The sequence below is a fragment of the Bradyrhizobium sp. URHD0069 genome (assembly GCF_000701345.1).
Taxonomy (GTDB): Bacteria; Pseudomonadota; Alphaproteobacteria; order Rhizobiales; family Xanthobacteraceae; genus Bradyrhizobium.
In genome coordinates this window covers 14,517-31,048 of record NZ_JNIJ01000056.1, presented here as the reverse complement: position 1 = coordinate 31,048, position 16,532 = coordinate 14,517, and the positions used below count along the sequence as shown (strand labels likewise).

Annotated in this window: 15 protein-coding genes and 1 pseudogene; 2 read left to right on the top strand and 14 right to left on the bottom strand. The window is 59.3% G+C overall.

Annotated features, from left to right (window positions below; genetic code table 11):
• Window positions 1-608 (bottom strand): annotated as a pseudogene (locus N554_RS0126880) (PhnA-like protein); the annotation flags it as partial.
• 983 nt (window positions 609-1,591) lie between these two features.
• Between N554_RS0126880 and N554_RS0126875 the strand changes: the two are divergent.
• Window positions 1,592-2,320: a Crp/Fnr family transcriptional regulator gene (locus N554_RS0126875; RefSeq protein ID WP_245283722.1), complete on the top strand. Its 729-nt coding sequence runs from the start codon at window positions 1,592-1,594 to the stop codon at window positions 2,318-2,320.
• Between the two features lie 131 nt (window positions 2,321-2,451).
• Window positions 2,452-2,886, top strand: coding sequence for a DUF1003 domain-containing protein (locus N554_RS0126870; RefSeq protein WP_245283721.1), 435 nt, complete (start codon window positions 2,452-2,454; stop codon window positions 2,884-2,886).
• 28 nt (window positions 2,887-2,914) lie between these two features.
• Here N554_RS0126870 and N554_RS0126865 read toward each other — a convergent pair whose 3' ends face one another.
• The 13 genes from N554_RS0126865 to N554_RS0126805 form a co-directional block, all read right to left on the bottom strand.
• Window positions 2,915-3,559 (bottom strand): NUDIX domain-containing protein, encoded by a 645-nt coding sequence (locus N554_RS0126865; protein ID WP_029586329.1) that lies wholly within the window; start codon window positions 3,557-3,559, stop codon window positions 2,915-2,917.
• Between the two features lie 35 nt (window positions 3,560-3,594).
• Window positions 3,595-4,689: a UDP-glucuronic acid decarboxylase family protein gene (locus tag N554_RS0126860; protein ID WP_051677738.1), complete on the bottom strand. Its 1,095-nt coding sequence runs from the start codon at window positions 4,687-4,689 to the stop codon at window positions 3,595-3,597.
• Window positions 4,686-5,807, bottom strand: coding sequence for a CgeB family protein (locus N554_RS0126855; protein WP_029586327.1), 1,122 nt, complete (start codon window positions 5,805-5,807; stop codon window positions 4,686-4,688). Before N554_RS0126855 ends, N554_RS0126860 begins: the two co-directional genes overlap by 4 nt.
• A complete protein-coding gene (locus tag N554_RS0126850; protein WP_029586326.1) occupies window positions 5,804-6,892 on the bottom strand; it encodes a CgeB family protein in 1,089 nt (362 codons plus the stop codon). Before N554_RS0126850 ends, N554_RS0126855 begins: the two co-directional genes overlap by 4 nt.
• Entirely contained in the window at window positions 6,889-8,019 is a 1,131-nt protein-coding gene (locus tag N554_RS0126845) for a CgeB family protein (RefSeq protein WP_029586325.1), read from the bottom strand. Before N554_RS0126845 ends, N554_RS0126850 begins: the two co-directional genes overlap by 4 nt.
• The gene (locus tag N554_RS0126840; RefSeq protein ID WP_029586324.1) at window positions 8,016-9,155 is read right to left on the bottom strand and encodes a glycosyltransferase family 4 protein; all 1,140 of its coding nucleotides are present in this window, start codon (window positions 9,153-9,155) and stop codon (window positions 8,016-8,018) included. Before N554_RS0126840 ends, N554_RS0126845 begins: the two co-directional genes overlap by 4 nt.
• Window positions 9,155-10,438 carry a TIGR04295 family B12-binding domain-containing radical SAM protein gene (locus N554_RS0126835; RefSeq protein ID WP_029586323.1) on the bottom strand — a complete coding sequence of 428 codons (1,284 nt, stop codon included), beginning with the start codon at window positions 10,436-10,438 and terminating at the stop codon, window positions 9,155-9,157. Before N554_RS0126835 ends, N554_RS0126840 begins: the two co-directional genes overlap by 1 nt.
• Window positions 10,435-11,502, bottom strand: coding sequence for an SDR family NAD(P)-dependent oxidoreductase (locus N554_RS0126830; protein WP_029586322.1), 1,068 nt, complete (start codon window positions 11,500-11,502; stop codon window positions 10,435-10,437). Before N554_RS0126830 ends, N554_RS0126835 begins: the two co-directional genes overlap by 4 nt.
• Window positions 11,499-12,611, bottom strand: a complete 1,113-nt coding sequence (locus N554_RS0126825) for an NAD-dependent epimerase/dehydratase family protein (RefSeq protein WP_029586321.1) — start codon at window positions 12,609-12,611, stop codon at window positions 11,499-11,501. Before N554_RS0126825 ends, N554_RS0126830 begins: the two co-directional genes overlap by 4 nt.
• Window positions 12,612-12,829: 218 nt before the next feature.
• A complete protein-coding gene (locus tag N554_RS0126820) occupies window positions 12,830-14,032 on the bottom strand; it encodes a phosphopentomutase (RefSeq protein WP_029586320.1) in 1,203 nt (400 codons plus the stop codon).
• A complete protein-coding gene (locus tag N554_RS0126815) occupies window positions 14,011-14,964 on the bottom strand; it encodes a glycoside hydrolase 5 family protein (protein WP_029586319.1) in 954 nt (317 codons plus the stop codon). The genes N554_RS0126820 and N554_RS0126815 overlap by 22 nt, the downstream gene beginning before the upstream one ends.
• Window positions 14,961-15,728 (bottom strand): TIGR04290 family methyltransferase, encoded by a 768-nt coding sequence (locus N554_RS0126810; RefSeq protein ID WP_029586318.1) that lies wholly within the window; start codon window positions 15,726-15,728, stop codon window positions 14,961-14,963. Before N554_RS0126810 ends, N554_RS0126815 begins: the two co-directional genes overlap by 4 nt.
• Window positions 15,725-16,531 carry a nucleotidyltransferase family protein gene (locus N554_RS0126805; RefSeq protein ID WP_051677737.1) on the bottom strand — a complete coding sequence of 269 codons (807 nt, stop codon included), beginning with the start codon at window positions 16,529-16,531 and terminating at the stop codon, window positions 15,725-15,727. Before N554_RS0126805 ends, N554_RS0126810 begins: the two co-directional genes overlap by 4 nt.
• Window position 16,532: the final 1 nt, after the last annotated feature.

Here is a 16,532-nt window from a genome sequence, read left to right as displayed (position 1 = left end):
TCTCGAAGTGCTGCAGGATCCTGGCCTCCCGAGGCGCTGCGAACCTTATTCTCGATAGTCGCCATTGGATCGCTCACATTGTTCAAAGAAGGCGCTGCGGTCTGAACCGCAGTTTGAACGGACCCGCCGATTGTTTTGCCGGCTCCTCCAAGCGCTGACGATGCTGTGCTCAGGGTGCCGCCAATCAGACCCGAGGCAGCCGATGAGAGCAGGTACACGACGGTGAGGGTCGAAACGGCCCACGCAAGCAAACCGTGATAGGCGGTTGTCGATTGAGATGCCTTTCCTGAAAGCCGCCCAGCGATGTAGCCACCAATGGCAGCGGCAACTATTCCAGAGACAACCCACCAGATACCGGCACCTACCGAGAGGGATCCGGCACTCGGCGTACCCCCCGCGGCGACATCGATGGTCGAAAGACCGACGCCTACTCCAATCATGTTGAGGATTATCTGCATGACGAGGGCAATCGTGGCCCCGGCGAACACGGCACCCCAAGAGACCTGATTCAACATTATCGTGCGGACGTCGTCCGCCGGACCGACCGCACTCACTTGGGGAGGATTTCGGTGCTCGTTTGGACGAGCCACTTCGGGTGAATAAGCCATTTTGTGTACTTTCTACAAATTGGAAACTTCGCCTGTAACCTCCTCTTTCCAACGATGTTCCTTTGCTTGCTAAATTAATGTGCGTCCGGGTTACACAGGCCGTGGCGTTTTCATTGCAAATTCCACGGCGCCGGCTGTTGCCCCGCGTCCAACATCGGAATGAATTAGCCAGACCTCAATCCCGCGCACGCCCTCCTGGGTGAGGCATCCTTCGAACTGCTGGCTGCGTCGGTCCGCCATAGCCGTCCATCTAAATCGACCATGCTTCGGCCTCGGCGCGGTCCGCCTCACGGCGGCCTCAGCAGCGCGCTTGCGTGCGCCTTCCTCGCGTATCTTCGCGCCGATGATGGGCCCCGCCGTAAATCGTCGGGCGCGATTTGGTGCTCAGGGCATCAAAATTGGCCTTGCGAGCGCAGCCAATGCGACTAGGAATTGAGGCTCGGAACGATGCTCTACCCTGCCGGTCTCTGCAAAATTCGTCTTGTGTACACTTCTTAACATACGCCACTGTTGGTTGGGAGTAAGCTTCGATTATCACCGCCCGATCCCCGGCGTCTCTCGGTGCCTGAGAGTGTTGTGCTCCCGCCAGACCCAGCAAGCACATCCCCATGCCTGAAGCTTTTGCTCGCCCTGACCCATCTACTTCCGATCGAACGGCCACGTTGCCCGGAATGTCACGGCCGCATGATGTGGCGCGCATCGAACTTGTCCCGCGGCCGTGGGCAAAAATTCGAAAGGGAACGTTCATGCAATTTCAGCGTTCGCACAGCTGAAAGTAACAGCCTGACGCGTCAAGGTCAGGCGTTCCCGCAAACTCTGAAGTCATGATGATGGCATTGAGACACAAGACGGGCAGCAAGCCTTCCAATTGCTGTTACCATAACAGCAGCCGGCTTCGTCTTCTCGCCTTGCCGCCGAGGTGAACGATGGAGATTGGTAGACCATATTCGCGATTGCTATACCGGCTTGAGTGGTCCGGTGTCTTGTCACCTCAAGACAGGCAGCGCATTGCCGAGCTACCGCTGACAGTAACCAATTTTGCCGCCAACCAGGAAGTCGCCCGTCAGGGCAGCGCCCCATCAAGCTGCACTCTGGTGCTGGGCGGGTTCTTATATAGCCATAAGCTTGCACGCGGATCGCGGCGTCAGATTACCTCGTTCCTTGTGCCCGGGAATATCGCCGATCTGCACACCCTTTATCTGTCGAGTCTCGATCACTCTCTCTCCGCGCTCGGGCCTGCGGTGGTCGCCTTCTTGCCGCACACCGCGTTGAGAGACATCCTGGAGAGATCGCCAGCCCTGGCCGGGGCATTCTGGCGCGAGGCGTTCATTGAAGCGGCGATTTTCCGAGAATGGGTCACCAATCTGGGGCGGCGTGACGCCATCGAACGGGTGGCTCACGTGGTCTGCGAACTGGCCGTCCGCCTGCAAGCGGTCGATCTCGCGCGCAATCTCTGCTTTTCGATACCATGGACCCAAACTGATCTCGCAAATTCCTGCGGAATCACGAGTGTTCACGCCAATAGGGTCGTGCAGGAACTACGGCGACTCGGGCTGGTGGACTGGGATTCCAAACAGGTGAGAATTCGAGATTGGAATGCGCTGGCCAAACTCGGCGACTTCTCGGATGATTATCTGCAACTGCCAGCGGCCGTGAAGGATAAGCCGTTGCTCGGACAAAAGGTAGCGAGCACGTCTGACCCGAAGCATTGATGCCCTGCGCAGCTTCAAGCAAGGGAGTTCTGGCATTGACAGCAGACGTCAGACAACAAGCTGGGGCGAACCAGTTGAGTTCCTCGTTGAGGAGAAACATTGAGGCGCTCCGAGACCGCCGCAGGCGAGAGATGAGGTCTGCGGGGTGGGAGGAAAAACTCGCCAACGCGATCACCGCGTTCACGGGCAGCATGCGTTTCGTCTATCTGCATCTCGTGATCTACGGCAGCTGGATTATCTCAAATCTGCTTCCTCAGATTCCACATTTCGATCCGAGCTTCGTCATCCTCGCGATGGTGGCATCGGTCGAGGCGATCTTTCTGTCGACATTCGTCCTGATCAGCCAGAACCGCGCCATGGCGGCAACCGACAAGCGCGATGACTTGGATCTGCACGTCAATCTGCTCGCTGAGCAAGAATTGACGCGGTTGATCGCCATGGTCGCGGCGATCGCGGAAAAGCTGGAGGTACATACCGGCGCGGAGCCCGAAATGGACGAAATCATCAAGGACGTCGCTCCGGAGGTCGTGCTCGGCGAGATCGAACAACAGAACCGGATCGAATGAGGCGCAGTCCTCTCCTCACAGCCGGCTTCTACGTTATAGCGGCATCGAATAGCGTCGGTAACGTCTCACGGTTAAGCGCGAGCCACTGCAGTGCAATGATCACCGTGCTGTTGTGAAATGCGCCACTGCGCAACGTCTGGAGCGCCGCGTCGATCGAAACTCTGATCGGCTCGATATCTTCCTGTTCCTCTGCACAGCCGGCGCGCGCCTTGACTTGCGCCGCATCGATTAGCACTGCATACAGCATCATGCACTCGTCGCTGAGCGCAGGAGCCGGCATAATTTGAAATAAGGGACATAACTTAATTGGAGACACGCCGACTTCTTCGTGGCATTCGCGGCGCGCTGCCTGATCCGCCGTTTCCTGCGGGCCAGCGCGGCCGGCCGGAATCTCGATCATGGCGCCCTTGCCGAGCGCGAAATGGCTCCCCAGGCGGAATTGGCGGATCAGGACCACTTCGTTGCGCGAAATATCGATGGGCAGAATGCCGACGACGAGGCCCGAGCGCAGAACATCACGTTCGATGCCGGATGTCCCGAATTTTCCCGGCAGGGAGATCTCGTATTTCTCATAGCTGCGATATCCCCGCCCAATCGTTTGAGGCGCGGAAATGCGGGCCTCGACCGGGAGGTCGACAAGCCTAGTCATGTCATCCAGATCTGGTCTGCGCATTCGCCAGCCTTCAGCCGTCCCCGTTCCTGAACTCACTAATTCATCTCGGTTCGCCCGGCCGCTTCCCGGCGCCTCAGGGACCGCTCCCGAGCCGCTCTCGCCGAATCGATGCTGGCAACGGTTGCCTCGCGGTTCTTGGTAGCGATGCTGAGCGCAAAATAGGCGATGGTCGCGTCCAGGCCCTTTTCGATGCTGACTTTCGGCTTCCAACCGAGAGTAGTTGTCGCTTTGCCAATGAGCGGCTTGCGTCGCTTCGGGTCGTCCTCCGGCAGCGCCCTGTGGTCGAGCTCAGACGCTGAATGCGATTGCTCGATCACCTTCCTCGCGATCTCCTCGATCGTGAATTCCTCGGGATTACCAAGATTGCACGGGCCCGTAATATCGGATGGACTCTCCATCAGCAATTCGAGCCCTCTCACAAGATCGTCGATGAAACAGAAGCTGCGGGTCTGCCGGCCGGAGCCGTAGATCGTGATGGGGACGCCTTGCAGCGCTTGGACGATGAAATTCGAAACGACCCGTCCGTCGTTCTCCAGCATGCGTGGCCCATAGGTGTTGAATATCCGGGCGACTTTGATCTGCACGCCGTGAGTACGGTGGTAATCGAAGAACAAGGTTTCGGCGGCTCGCTTGCCTTCATCGTAGCAAGCGCGCGGCCCGATCGGATTGACGTGGCCGACATAACTCTCATGCTGCGGGTGCATTTCGGGATCGCCATAGACCTCGCTGGTCGACGCTTGTAGGACGCGGCTCGATTTGAGTTTGGCAAGTTCAAGTACATTGACCGCGCCGATGACACACGTCTTCATGGTAGCAATCGGATCGCGTTGATAGTGTCGCGGCGATGCCGGGCAGGCCAAATTGTAGATTCGATCGATAGGTCCGCCAATGCTGAGCGGCTCACGGATGTCGTGGTGCAAGAACGAGAAGTTCGGATGGTTGAGCAGCGGCCGGATATTGCGCATCGAGCCCGTGAAGAGATTGTCGACGCAAATCACAGTATCTCTGCGCTGGACGAGATGGTCACACAGATGCGAGCCAATAAATCCCGCTCCGCCCGCCACGACGGTTCGATGACCGCGGCGAAGGGATTTGGCTTGACCAAATCGCATGTCGGTGCTGATCTTCATTTCGCGTCCTCCAATTCGGCGGGCCGTGCGCTAGAGTTCGCTGATTCCCGATAGGTCGCGGCCTCCAGGTAGTATGCCTCCAGCTGTTTGGCGCGATGATCTGGCGTATGCTCTTTCAGCAAGCGCGCACGTGCGTTGGCCGCGATTGAGAGGCGTCGATCTTCCGGAAACTCTTCCAATATCTGAACGACGTCGCGTGGCGCTGTTGCGATGAGTATTTCCTTCCCCGGCGTGAAGATCGTCTCCATGCCCGGCCAATCGTCGGAGATCAGGGGTGTGCCGCATGCTGCTGCTTCAAACAGCCGAACACTTGGCGAAAAGCCCAAAGCCTTCATATCGGAGCGGGTGACATTCAGCGTATAACGTTGCGAACCGTAGAATTCGGAATGCTTATTCGGCGGCAAATGAGCAATGCGCGTCACGTTTTCCGGCCAGCCCGCCGTATCGGGATATTTGGATCCGGCTATGACGAAGGAATGATCCCGGAGCCGCTGCGCCGGGATCAACAACAGCTGCTCGAGCGGCCGTTGCCGGTCTTCGCTGTAGGTGCCGAGGTAACCGAGCGACCATTGTGGCGCGGTTGTTCTCGCCGAGTGCATTCCGAGGTCGGCGCTGCAATAGAGTGCGCGCGCGAGCGGACTGCTGTAAAGATCCTCGATGATCCCGAGTGCGGGGCCTCCGGAGAACGATAGATACAAGTTGAACCGGGGAATTAGCCCTGGCGATATGTATTCGACCTTGTTTGCGTTCAATCCCGCCAGCGTGACCGGCGTATCGATGTCATAGAAAGCCGTTACCCCATTAGCACGGCCGGTAATCCATTCCCCGATCGCGATTCCATCGGGCACATAGGAGCCCAGTATAACTAGATTAGCGTCGCGGATCAGTTCGCCGTATCTGCGCGCGAATTCTGGCAAGGACTCGTATAAGCCGATGCGGCAGTAATCGGATTCTTCCAGGTCACGATGCTCGCGGTACCATGGCACGTCACGCTCGAGAAACGAGACGGTGTGACCGTGGTTCGATAACGCCTTTACCAGTGCACGATAAGTCGTCGCGTGTCCGTTACCCCAGGACGATGTGATTGAGAGCCCAATGATCACGATCTCAAGATTCATCCGGCCGCCTCTATTTGCTTTGACGATCCCTCAAGCACTTCGTGTACCTGAAACGCGCGTTGCGCGTAGGTATGACGAGCGAGTATTCGTTTCCTGGCCCGCCTTGCGATCTCGCGAGCGAGAACGGGCGTCAACGCCTGAAGGTGAGCCGCGACCTCGTCACCGTCCGCCGCTACCAGGACCTCGCGATCCCGTTCCAGGAAGAGATCGATACCTTTCCATTCGTCGGTAATCAGGCAGGCTCCGGCTCCGACTGCCTCGAACACGCGAGTGGGCGGCGAAAAGCCGTATTTCGCCATGCTTGCGCGATTGACGTTCAAGTTTGCCAGGCTCGAGCAGAAGAACGCGTTGTGATAATTCGTGCCGACGTGACCGATCCGCCTCACATTGGCCGGCATCTCCTTCGATTCCCACCCCGACCCGCCAAGCAGGAAACGCCTCGATGGCAGCCGCCGTGCGGCGTCCAGGAAAAATGTGTCAACACGCGCTTCACGATCTGGCAGGCGATTGCCCAAAAATCCCAGATCCGATGTGAATTCGATAACGGGCTCCACAGGAAAGTGCTGTGCCGGATCAAGGGCATTGTAGATCGGCATGCAATCGCGGGCACCGACCCTGCGATATGCCTTCACAACAGGATCGCCGCCGCCATAGGTAAATACCATGTCGTAGCGCGGAATGGCCTTGCGCAGATGATGAGCAAGATTACCCTCGATCTCATCCAGCGTCGCGGGGGCATCGACGTCCCAATAGACACGCCGCGCCCGTGACGGCATGTCGGCGATCGCGGTCTCCAATTCCCGATCGAACACGCCCACCCCGCTCGCCTTGACCAGAAGATCCGCCGAGCAGCTTGCGAATTCAAGCGACCGCTGCCATCCGTCTGACGTAGCGGGATAGACGGCTACCCTCGCCCATTCGGGGTCCGGGATGTCCCGATGGCTCTGGCGCTCGAAAGCGTCCGGTTCGAAGAACACGATCTCATGCCCGAGTGCCGCGAGCGCTTTCAGAATGCCACGGTAATAGGTAGCGGCACCATTCCAGTAGGACGACACCAGGCTCGAACCGAAGAAGCAAATTCTCATGACGCGATCCGTTCCTGCCATCCGGCAAATTGTTGCTGCCCCGAATGGCTCAGGCCATCGAAGATGGCGATCAATTCCTGCGCGCGGTGCCGACACGTGTGCCGCTCACTCACGGTACGCAATCCGGTGCGTGCCAGGGATGCGGCGAATTCAGGGTCGCCCAGCACGGCCAATAGCGCTGACTTCATGGTTTTGCCGCTGCTGACGCTGAGGTAGCACCCGCCCGGAAACAGATGTTCGTCGTCGAACCATGGCGCTGAAACCAGCGGAATTCCGCACGCCAAAGCCTCAAATACGCGAATCGTCGGGATGCCGGGGAGTTGCCGTGCATATGGACCGCGCGGGACGTGCAAGGTCGCGCGTCCCTGGGCAAATGCCAGCGGCACCTGGTGGTTTGGGAGCCAGCCTCCGTGCTGGATTCCAGCCGCCTTGATATCCCTTAGCGCTACTTCCGGATAGCGCACTCCATAGATCAGCCCGGACAGCTTCAGTTCGCTTACCGGCCGCACCAGGAACTCTGTCAGCTCCGCACTTCGTTCATTGTCGCCCCAATTGCCGATCCAGACGACGTCACGTTGTTTTTCGATTTCCGGCATCGGTCTGTAGAGTTCGATGTCGGCTGCCTCATGCCAAGTGAATACCCGCCGTCCCCAACCGCGCTTGACATAAATCTCGCGCAGCACCTCGCCGAACGCGAGTACGCCATCGAATCCGTCAAGCTGGAACAAGGCCAGCTCTTGGGGTGCGCTAATCGCCCGGTGATGGGTGTCGTGAAACAGCACCTTGAACCTGCCGCCCTCGGCACGGCGCCGACCGATGCCCGCGATCAATGCCGGTGAATTCCATTCGTGCACCACGACGAGATCGGCACCCTCAAGCAGCTCATCCAGATCGGGAGAAGCACCATAGGCGTGGAGGCGGACACCCGGAATGAGCGAGGACGCATCGCGCAGGATCGCTTCGCCACCGTCCTGCAGGGCATTGAGACGGCTCCAGCCGTCGCTCGGTTCGCAGACGATCACCTCATGACCAAGCCGCGCCAGTTCGCGCGTCACGCCGCGAAGGAAATGGGCGTTGCCGTTGTTCCAGCAGGACGTGAAGGCGTGATAGAAGAACACCGCTTTCATGCTAGCATCCCCCCACTCTCCACGATCAGCGGACGGCCGGGAGCCGTTTCCAACAGCGAACCGTAAAGCGAGCAATAGGCATTCACCGTGTTGCGTAGTGGATACCGCTTGGCGCGTTTGGCGGCGGCGCGCTGCAGGCGCATTCGCTGGACGTCATCGGTGCAGAGCAAGCGCAAGCATTCAGCGAGCGTCTCGGCGTGGTGCGGATCGAAAAACATCGCAGCGCCGTCCCACAACTCGCGGAACGTTGGAATATCCGAGAGCAAGAGCGCGCATCCGGCGCTCGCCGCTTCCAGCACGGAAAGCCCAAACGGCTCGTACAGCGCCGGGCTCACGAAGATGGATGCCGCCTTCATTTCGCGAAGCAACGCATCGTGCGATATCTCGCCCAGGAGCTCGCAGCCATTTTGCGCAATAGAGGGCGACCCTGTGCCGACGCCGGACGGCCCGGCGATTCTGATCGACCAATGCATTGCCGCTGCGAGGGACAAAACCACAGATAGATTTTTGGCTTTGTCCCACACCCGACCGGCACCAAGCACGACTTGGAGCTTGGGCTCGCATGGACCGGCAATACCCTCCACTCCATTCCAGATCATGTGGCCGGTCGCGCTCAACTCGTATTGCCGCGCCAGTTGATCCCGGAAGGCGGACGTGGGAGCTACCCATGCATCAGCGGCCCTCAGGCCGGCGCGGACCGCTGACGTGTAAACAGTCCATTCCCCGGCTGCAAAACATTGGGTTTCGCCGCACGCGGCCGCCCAGCTGTTGACGCAGGAATGCGCAACGACGACTGTTGGTACTTCCCAATCGAATGTCGCTTCGCGAAACCCGTTGAGGTGGACGATGTCAGGTGCATACCGGTGTGCGATCTCTCCAAGCACGGCACGGGCGTGGCTGACGTCGGCGCCGTCAGGATCCTGCCATTCCAGTTCAAGATCCGTCTCGATCAACGACAAGTGAGGATATCCCGAGATCATGGCGCGCTGTGCCGATGTAGGCCGTGGCCCGAGCGTCACCAGAACAACCTGGTAACCTGCGACACCAAGCGCGCGGGCGATTGTTACCGCGAAAGTCCAGACTCCACCGACAGTATCGGTCGTCATCATGAGGCGAGTGCCGCGCGTCGGACTCATCACTGCACCTCCCGTTCCAGCTCACGCAGCGGAATTGGACGCTGTTCCTGCACGTCGCTGAACTGGTCGAACAAACGCAGATAGTGGTCGTGCGCGCGTTCCCAGGCGTGATCGTCCGGTTCGCCCCAGAGCTTGCGGTAGTCCGGCGATCCTGGATACGGATAAAGCGGCACCGGATCGTTGGCCCACACGCCGGCATCGCGCATCTTGTCGCGCCAGCGCTGCACGACCACGTCATCGTCTTGAGGTACTTCGATCAGATTGGCCTGTACAAACGGAACGTGACGTCTCGCCGTCACCAAACGGTCTGCCAATTGATCCGTGGTCATCCGGCATTTCTTGGCCAGCAGCTCGCGACCCTCCGGCGTGAGGCTTTCGACGCCGGCCTCGATGGAAACACAACCGGCGCGGCCGAGCAGTTCGAGCATTTCCGGCTTCCACAGATCGATCCGGGTCTGGACGCCGAACAGCAGCCCTCGCGATACCAAGCCTTCCAGCAATTCTGCATTCGGCAGAAATATCTCATCGATGAAGTAGACATATTCGACGCCCTGGTCCCGGAGGTCGTCTACTTCCTGCAAGATGGCCGGCGGCGGACGCTTGCGATAGCCGTTACGGAAGTTGTCCTTTGCGCAGAAGGTGCAGCTAAAGGGGCAGCCGCGGGACGCCTCCACCTCCGCTCCCGGGCCGATCGGGGTCGCTTCAAAACGATGATGATGGTGGGTATGTCGGCGGATCATCTCAGCCGGCCACTGCAGCGAGGGCTGATCCACGAATGGCGCCGCCTGCGGCCCGCCATTGACACGGATGTTGACACCATCCTTGTAGCAGGTGCCGACGATATCGCGTTCGCCATTGGCCAGGCGCAACAACGTGGTTTCGCATTCGCCCATGACGACGCCCTCGACTTGCAGCTTAGTTAGCGCGGCGCGGGGTGTCGCGGAGCCGTGCGGTCCGACCGCAATCAACATCGGAGCGGCGTCCCGGAGCGCAAAGGTCAACTGCTGCGGAACGCGCAATTCCGGTGGCGCACATCGCCAGAACAGATAGGTCGGCGCTGTCGTGACCACGATTATATCGGGCTTGAAGGATTGAAGTTCAGCCGCAATGTCGCCGATTGAGAGGCCAAACATGTGCGCATCGAGCAGCAGCGTCTTGTGACCCGCGCGATTCAGCAGTTGCTGTGAAGTGCCGAGTTCCAGCGGAAGATGCGGGGAACGGCACCCGAAATAGATGCTCCCTTCATACTGCCAATCAGGATTAACGAGCGCGACCCGCGTCATACCCGCAACTCCTTGGCGTAAACCGGCGCGAACCGTCCTTCGAGCCATTTAAGCAGCGACTGGAGACCCTGCCGTAGCGGTATCTGCGGTTTCCAGCCAACCGCCGATCCTAAGGCGTCGATACGTGATACATACCAAGGCTGATCCCCCGGTCGCCATTTGTCGAAGAGAAGGGACGGCACGGCACCACGTATCCGCGAGATTTCATCGATCAGCTCGAGCAGGCTGATGGCATTGGCTTGTCCGCCTCCGAGGTTGAAGACGCGCCCGCGCACGGCTTCGATATTATCGAGAACGGCGAGCCAGGCTCCTACCGCGTCTGAGACGTGCAAAGCGTCACGCACCTGCAACCCGTCACCGTAGATGGTGAGTGGTTCGCCAAGGATCGAACGCAGCATGAAGTGGGCAATCCAGCCTTGGTCTTCGGTGCCAAACTGCCGCGGCCCATAGATGCAGCTCATCCGAAGCACCGCGGCATTCAATGCATAGACACGGGCGTAATCGCGTACATATTGATCGGCAGCTCCCTTGGAACATCCGTACGGGCTGTAGAAATCGAGCGGCGCATTTTCAGCTACCCCTGAGGCGAACTGAGGTACGGTGGGAACATGACGTCGTCCAACTTGTGCAATCTGCTCGTCGTTCACCAGCCGGCCATACACCTTGTTGGTAGAAGCAAAGATGATCGGGGCCGTTGGATTGTGCAGGCGGATCGCTTCCAGCGTGTTGAGCGTACCTCGCGCATTGATCTCGAAGTCATCGATGGGATCCTGGAGGCTTCCGGTAACGGCGACCTGAGCCGCGAGATGGAATACTCCTCTTGCGCCACGCACCACCTTGATGACCGATACGGAATCTCGGATATCGCCCGTGACAATCGAGACCAGATCGCCTTGTCGGGATTTCAGCCATTGTGCATTCTCCCGCACTCCGGCGCGGGACAGATTGTCGAAGACTGTGACTTTCTCTCCACGCTTTGCCAGGGCGTCAGCGAGATTGCAGCCGATGAAGCCGCATCCGCCGGTGATCAGGATCGGCCGATCGCGATTCCGAGATTCCTTCATGCCACCAATCCCCGGCTTGCAAGTTCTTCAGTGGCTCTCTCGACGTGATCGTCTGCGATCTGGTCGGCGAGGTAGTCAGCGAGTTCCTCCAATCCGCACGTGAATTCGATGCGCGGGGAAAACTTCAGAAGCCTGTGGCTTTTTTCGATGTCGGCAAAGCAGTGCCTGATGTCGCCGACCCGGTATTTTCCGGTGATGAGCGGCTTCAGGTCGCGCCGGTCCATTACTCGCGCGAGATCGCTTGCAACCGATAGGATCGACCGGCTCTGGCCCGAACCGATATTGAAGACCTCACCGTTATGTTCCGATTCCAGTGCAAGCCGGCAGGCGTTGGCGACATCAAGAACGTGAACGAAGTCGCGGCGTTGCAGCCCGTCCTCGAACACCATCGGCGAGCGGCCATTGCGCAAGCGCGCAGCGAAGATGGCGAGCACGCCGGTATACGGATTGGATAACGCCTGTCGCTGGCCATAGACGTTGAAGAAGCGCAGCGCGGCGGTGGGAATGCCGTAGGCCTTGCCTACCATCAGGCACAGCCGCTCTTGGGCATACTTGTTGAGCGCGTAGACTGAGCTAAGCGTGGGTTGCTTGGTTTCCGGCGTCGGCAACGGCGTGAGTGGCCCGCCATTTTCGTCCTGCAGTTCCCATCGCCGATTGCGCAGCTGCTGCGACGAGCGTTCGCTCGGATCGACCAGAGCTTTCGAGCCGTCCTGGCAGAGACCCTCGCCGTAGATGCTCATGGAGGACGCTACCACGAGCCTGGCGACGGGGCGCTTGGCTAAGGCTTCAAGCAACGTCGCGGTTCCGACCTCATTGGTATGCACATACGAGACCATGTCGTACATGCTTTGGCCGACGCCGACGGCAGATGCGAGATGCAGCACCTTGTCGACCCCGCGCAACGCCCGATCCAGCGCGAGGGGGTCGGTAACATCACCGATCGACAGCTCGGCTTCCGGGTTGAGGTAAACCGGCGGCTTCCGCGACGTGCCGTGGACCTGGGTGGTCAGATTGTCGAGAAGCCTGACCTCGTACCCCGCGCTCAGGAGAGTGTCCGCCGCGTGCGAACCGATGAACCCCGCTCCACCTGTGATAAGAACTCGAGCCATCCAACTGCTTTCATGACTGCCAAACTGGTTGCAAACGGATCTTGCGCAGTGGGACCCCGCCAGAACAAGACAGCCCGTGCGGGGGTGAATTCTCAAATGTTCAGTGGTTTGCACGGCTGTCTTGTGATTGAGAAGCCCGGTGAGGTTTGTTCGTTCCGCACAGGGGTACAAACAACAATTTCGCCTAACATAGATCAATAACGTATGTGAATCGGCGGCTAGAACGCGCGACCGTTCGGCACCTGGCCGACCTTCAAGTGAGCCGCAATCGACGCGCCCACATCTGAAAAGCTGAGACGCGCACCGACCTCGCGTAAGCGATCGCCACCGAGCACGAGCACCGGCACTTGCTCGCGGGTATGGTCGGTGCCCTTCCAGGTGGGATCGCAGCCGTGGTCCGCCGTGATGATGAGAAAATCGTCCGACCTCAGCCGGAGGAACAATTCGGGCAGTCGTCCATCAAACGCTTCGAGTGCCGTTGCATAGCCGGTTACGTCGCGACGGTGACCGTAGATCGAATCAAAGTCGGTGAAATTGGCAAACAGCAGCCCCCCGTCGCTTAGGGCTTCAATGCCTTCCAGCGTACGATCGAACAGCGCATCGTTGCCATCGCCCTTCAAGTTGCGCCCGGTGCCACGATGCGCAAAAATATCCCCGATCTTGCCGATCGTTACGATGTCGCGGCCGGCAGCCGTGGCAAGATCGAGGATGGTCTGGTCGGGCGGAGGCACCGAGTAATCCCGGCGGTTATGCGTTCTGACATATCCGGAATGCGATCCACGGAACGGGCGTGCGATCACTCTTCCGATGTTGAAGGGGTCCAGGAGTTCGCGAGCGATCTCAGAAACCGCATAAAGCCGCTTCAGCCCGAATTCGTCCTCGTGTGCGGCGATCTGAAAGACGCTGTCGGCCGACGTATAGCAGATCGGTTTCCCGGATCGAACATGCTCATCGCCCAACCGCGCTATGATCTCCGTTCCGGAAGCATGGCAATTTCCGAGGATGCCCGGCAGTGCCGCACGCTCACACAGCCGCTTGACAACGTCCTCGGGAAAACAGGGGATTGTCCGCGGGAAATATCCCCACTCGAATGGAACGGGCACGCCGGCAAGTTCCCAGTGCCCTGACGGCGTATCCTTGCCCTTCGAAACCTCAACGGCACATCCAAAGCGGCCCTCTGCTTCAGGGGCATCAAGGCCTGGCGGCACCTGCCCACTTGCCAACCGGCAGGCTTCACCGAGACCGAGCCTCACCAGGTTAGGAACGAGCAATGGTCCTTCACGCGTAGCGTTGTCGCATTGGCCGCGGGCGCAGGCTTCCGCGATATGTCCGATGGTCTCGGCACCTAGGTCGTCGTACAGGGATGCATCGGGTGCCGAGCCAATGCCGACGGAATCCATCACAAGGATAATGGCGCGCATTCAACAGGCTCGCATGTTAGACGGGCGCTGGTCGAAGCGATCTGGGCGGGACAATAGCGCTCGATCATGCTGCCGCAGAATTCCGCAAATTCCTTTGGGACCAGCGGCGCACTGGTATGGTGCGGTGCGATGCCGCGATGCTCCGGAGTGAAGCAGAACGTGACGGTGACTTCGAATTCGGCAAGCGCATCCATCTGCCGGTCAAACCAATCCAGCGCGTTGGGACGAAAACTATCCGCCCAGGAGAGGCCTGTCCGCAGGTGGCGCACGCCAAGCCGCCGCATCCAGGCCACCGCTTCATCGAGCCTGTGATCCTCGAAGTGGAACCATTGGCATAATCCCAAGATGTCCACTTCATCCGCAAAGGCCATCAGCCCAAGCTTAGGCGTTCCGTCTTCGCGCAACAGGCCCATATGGAAATGCCGGTAATAGGAAGAGCCCTCCGCCTCCTTATGACGGGTGGTCGCCTCCCATGCGGTCGGCAGGTCATAGAGGCTGTACCAGTGAATCCGAGGTGACCGGCCTCTCAGCAACTGGGCGGTCCGCTTGACGCCCCAGGCTTGAACCTCCTCTGCCCCAAACGAAGAAACCCCGACCTCGGTGACCCACACCGGAATATCGACCAGCGCTTCGATCTCGGCAATTTTGCTCGGCCACTCCTGGATCTGCCACAGATTCCAATCGAGCGGAAAGCCATGAACCGCCACGGCCTCCACATGGTCGAGCACGCCGCTCGCCTTCATGCAATTCATGAAGCCCGGGTCGATCGGCGATATCCCGCCGAGAATGCGAGGCAAGGTCGGGTGCGCCGCGCGAATGGCCTTTCCGGCGAGAACCGCCATCTCGGCAAATTTGCTCCATCCGGGATCGAGTGGGAGATCCCAGTGCGACTTGTTGTTGGGCTCGTTCCAGATTTTTGCAGCCTCGATCATCCGCGGCTTCTCCCCGCCGGGTAGACGGCGCCGTCCGACTGCGGGCGCTTGCCGCGTCTGCACAAATACACTTCAGACTCCGGATGAGCAGTAATCACGAAACCTGCGCTGCGCAGCATGGCTTCGGCGCAGTTTCGATTTGGAATCCACCAATTCGTCGGGTCGTCCGCATAGCGATGCTCGATGAAGTGCAGTTTGGGAAACTCGTCGCTTTCGAACTGATCCGTGGTCCAGAAATCGTAGTTCTGATCAAGTTCGGCCGTACGGGTGCTGCCGCGTTGCATCGATTGAAACAACATCATGTCGCCGGCGACGTGTTCGTAAATCAGATCGAGGGCAAGCAGGGGATGCCGCAAATGATAGAGAACGCCCATGAAGATGACGAGGTCGAAGGTCTCTCCGAGCTTTCCGACGTCGTAAACGGAAAGGTTGCGGAATTCGACATCAAGGTCGTTTACCTCCGCCGCGAAGCGCGCTTGCGCCAGGTACTCGTCACGACTGTCGAGCCCGAGCACGCGATCGGCACCGCGGCGTTTCATCTCCATCGCGTAGAAGCCGGCGTTGCAGCCGATGTCCAGAACGGTTTTTCCCTTCAAGGATTCGGGAACAACTTCCGCGAAGTTCTGCCATTTCACCGCTGGATAGTCGCCGAGAAAATGCGACGGCGCGGTAGGCACGCCGTGAAGATCTAGATTGTGGAACCACGGGCCGAGCGCATCGACCTTGCGGCGAATTTCGTCGGTAGAGAGCGAAACACGCTTCATGTACCAGTTCCGCTTGGCGCCATGGCTTCGGCCATGGCTGCTGGTTGGGGCGATCTTGTGATCGAGCGAGATGGGCTTCGATCACGCTGGCTCAACAGCAGGGCCATCGCTGTCCGATAGCCATGCAGGGTGCCTACGTCGACATAGGATTCGCCGGCTTTGATACCGATGGCAGCCCCTCCTCTGCCGAGATAACCGTTAACGAGGGTCCCGAAGTATTCATCACTCCGCTCTCGGGCCTCCCACAACACCTTCAGCTCCCGGAAGCCTGACGCCGACATTCTGAACGCGCCCCATATCCAGTGCGACGCCGGAAATTGTTGCTTCACCTGGATCTCGCTGACTTCGTCGCCCTCCAGCACCACGGCGTCGAAAAACTCCGGGTGCTCGACTGGAAAGAGCAAGAACGACAGGGAGACGTCAGGCAGAGCCCCCAGCGCGTCTTCAGGAAACCAGATCGTATCCGGTAGCCCTACCATTACTGGCTCGATATCGCCGACAACGCAGCTCGCCCGGAAGATCGCATCGCAAAGACCTTCGGCATTCGGCTGCACCACATAGGCGATCTCGGCCCCGCCATAGCGGTCGCCGAAATATTCAAGGATGTCGGACTTGCCCCGCGAAATCACAAAGCAGATCTTGTCAGCCCCGCCGAGAATCAGGCGTTCAACGAGATATTCCGAAACGGCGCAAGGGCGTTCCACGCCGCTTTCGGTCCTGCTGCCGACCGGCAGCAGCTCCTTGGAACATGCCAGCGGCTGGATACGGCTGCCGCGCCCGGCGGCCGGGATGATGCCCCACATG

Excerpts from the sequence above, each read along its gene's own strand:
- N554_RS0126865 (WP_029586329.1), bottom strand. The coding sequence starts at position 3,559 with ATGCGCAGACCAGATCTGGATGACATGACTAGGCTTGTCGACCTCCCG.
- N554_RS0126815 (WP_029586319.1), bottom strand. The coding sequence starts at position 14,964 with ATGATCGAGGCTGCAAAAATCTGGAACGAGCCCAACAACAAGTCGCAC.
- N554_RS0126830 (WP_029586322.1), bottom strand. The coding sequence starts at position 11,502 with ATGAAGGAATCTCGGAATCGCGATCGGCCGATCCTGATCACCGGCGGA.
- N554_RS0126870 (WP_245283721.1), top strand. The coding sequence starts at position 2,452 with ATGAGGTCTGCGGGGTGGGAGGAAAAACTCGCCAACGCGATCACCGCG.
- N554_RS0126840 (WP_029586324.1), bottom strand. The coding sequence starts at position 9,155 with ATGAGTCCGACGCGCGGCACTCGCCTCATGATGACGACCGATACTGTC.
- N554_RS0126820 (WP_029586320.1), bottom strand. The coding sequence starts at position 14,032 with ATGCGCGCCATTATCCTTGTGATGGATTCCGTCGGCATTGGCTCGGCA.
- N554_RS0126855 (WP_029586327.1), bottom strand. The coding sequence starts at position 5,807 with ATGAATCTTGAGATCGTGATCATTGGGCTCTCAATCACATCGTCCTGG.
- N554_RS0126850 (WP_029586326.1), bottom strand. The coding sequence starts at position 6,892 with ATGAGAATTTGCTTCTTCGGTTCGAGCCTGGTGTCGTCCTACTGGAAT.
- N554_RS0126845 (WP_029586325.1), bottom strand. The coding sequence starts at position 8,019 with ATGAAAGCGGTGTTCTTCTATCACGCCTTCACGTCCTGCTGGAACAAC.
- N554_RS0126805 (WP_051677737.1), bottom strand. The coding sequence starts at position 16,531 with ATGTGGGGCATCATCCCGGCCGCCGGGCGCGGCAGCCGTATCCAGCCG.
- N554_RS0126860 (WP_051677738.1), bottom strand. The coding sequence starts at position 4,689 with ATGAAGATCAGCACCGACATGCGATTTGGTCAAGCCAAATCCCTTCGC.
- N554_RS0126835 (WP_029586323.1), bottom strand. The coding sequence starts at position 10,438 with ATGACGCGGGTCGCGCTCGTTAATCCTGATTGGCAGTATGAAGGGAGC.
- N554_RS0126825 (WP_029586321.1), bottom strand. The coding sequence starts at position 12,611 with ATGGCTCGAGTTCTTATCACAGGTGGAGCGGGGTTCATCGGTTCGCAC.
- N554_RS0126810 (WP_029586318.1), bottom strand. The coding sequence starts at position 15,728 with ATGAAGCGTGTTTCGCTCTCTACCGACGAAATTCGCCGCAAGGTCGAT.